This window comes from Spirillospora sp. NPDC047418 (genome assembly GCF_040643275.1).
Lineage (GTDB): Bacteria > Actinomycetota > Actinomycetes > Streptosporangiales > Streptosporangiaceae > Spirillospora.
Window position 1 is genome coordinate 1 of record NZ_JBEYTW010000214.1, and the last position, 1,208, is coordinate 1,208.

Here is a 1,208-nt window from a genome sequence, read left to right on the forward strand (position 1 = left end):
TAGCCGGCGGTGCCCATGGCTCTGGCCATCTCCAGGTTGGCCTTCAGGCTGCGGACCTGGTCCTCGATAGCGGGCAGATGGGAGGGGTCGGGCCGGTAGTGCGAGCACCCGGGGCACTGCCAGCGGATCGGGCATGCCTTCCCGCCTGCCTTGACGTTGGAGGGCTCGACGCAGTTTCCCCACGGCACGGCCACTGCGCGCAGTTCGTAGGCTGTCGCTGATCCGATCGGAGCGGGATTGCCGTGCCGGTCCAGGACCAGCACCCGCAGAGTTTCCACGGCCTGGCGTTTCATCTTCTTCGATACTTGGAAGTACGCGGCGGTTGTGTCCGCCGAACGATGGTCCATGAGCGCTTGCAGAACGGGCAGCGGCACGCCGGCGTCCGCGTGACGCTGGCAGAACGTGTGCCGGAACGCATACGGGAAGATCTTCGATCGGTCGAACGGTAGCGGGGTCCCGTCGTCGCCGAGCTCGCTGGAGTTTAGGGCAGGGATGGAGTCGGCCCACAGCCGGATGGCTCGGGAGATGTAGCCGGAGTTGAGGTGGCGGTAGTTGCTGGTGATCGCCGGGAACAGGTGGTCAGCGCTGTTGGGAGGGAGGTCCAGCCGCGCCCGGGTCTGCTTCCAGCGCTTGATCGCCTCGACGGTCGGCGTGAGGATCGGTAGCCGTCTGCGGAGGCGGCGGCCCTTCATGTTGTGCCAGATCAACTGGTATTCGTCCCGGTCGGCTTCCAGGCAGTCCAGGTCGAGGCCTGCGATTTCGGCGGGGCGCCGTCCGGTGTCCCGGAGGATCACGTAGATGGTCTGGAACATCTCCGCGACGATCTCCGGGGCGAGCTCCCCGTAAGGAAACCCCGTCCCGAGCAGGTGCAGGTGCTGATCGAGCTGGTCGACGATGGTATCGGGGATCGCCTTGCCGATCTCGTCCTCATTGTCGTCGACCTGCTTGATCGTGTGATGTCCCGGGTGGCGGACGAAGCTGGGCGACAGATCGCCTGCTATCCCTTCGCGGCGCCCGAAGTCCAGCAGGTCGAAGAAGTGGCCGAGTAGATGCCCCTGGTGGGAGGGTGCGTAGAGTTCCCCCGCGTTGTTGTGGGCGAGCTTGTAGGCGTCGACGACCATGGTGACGTCGGAGAACCGAAGCTTGGACGGGTCGGAGCCGTGATCGGGCCGCAGTTCCAAAGCGCGTGAAGCGATCACGCACGCCTT

1 protein-coding gene is annotated in these 1,208 nt (G+C 65.5%); it reads right to left on the reverse strand.

All coding sequences use genetic code 11. The features are described 5' to 3' along the window. Window positions 1–1,199 (reverse strand): tyrosine-type recombinase/integrase (locus tag ABZ806_RS45105; RefSeq protein WP_500226153.1); only part of this gene is annotated, 1,199 nt, incomplete at its 3' end. Window positions 1,200–1,208: the final 9 nt, after the last annotated feature.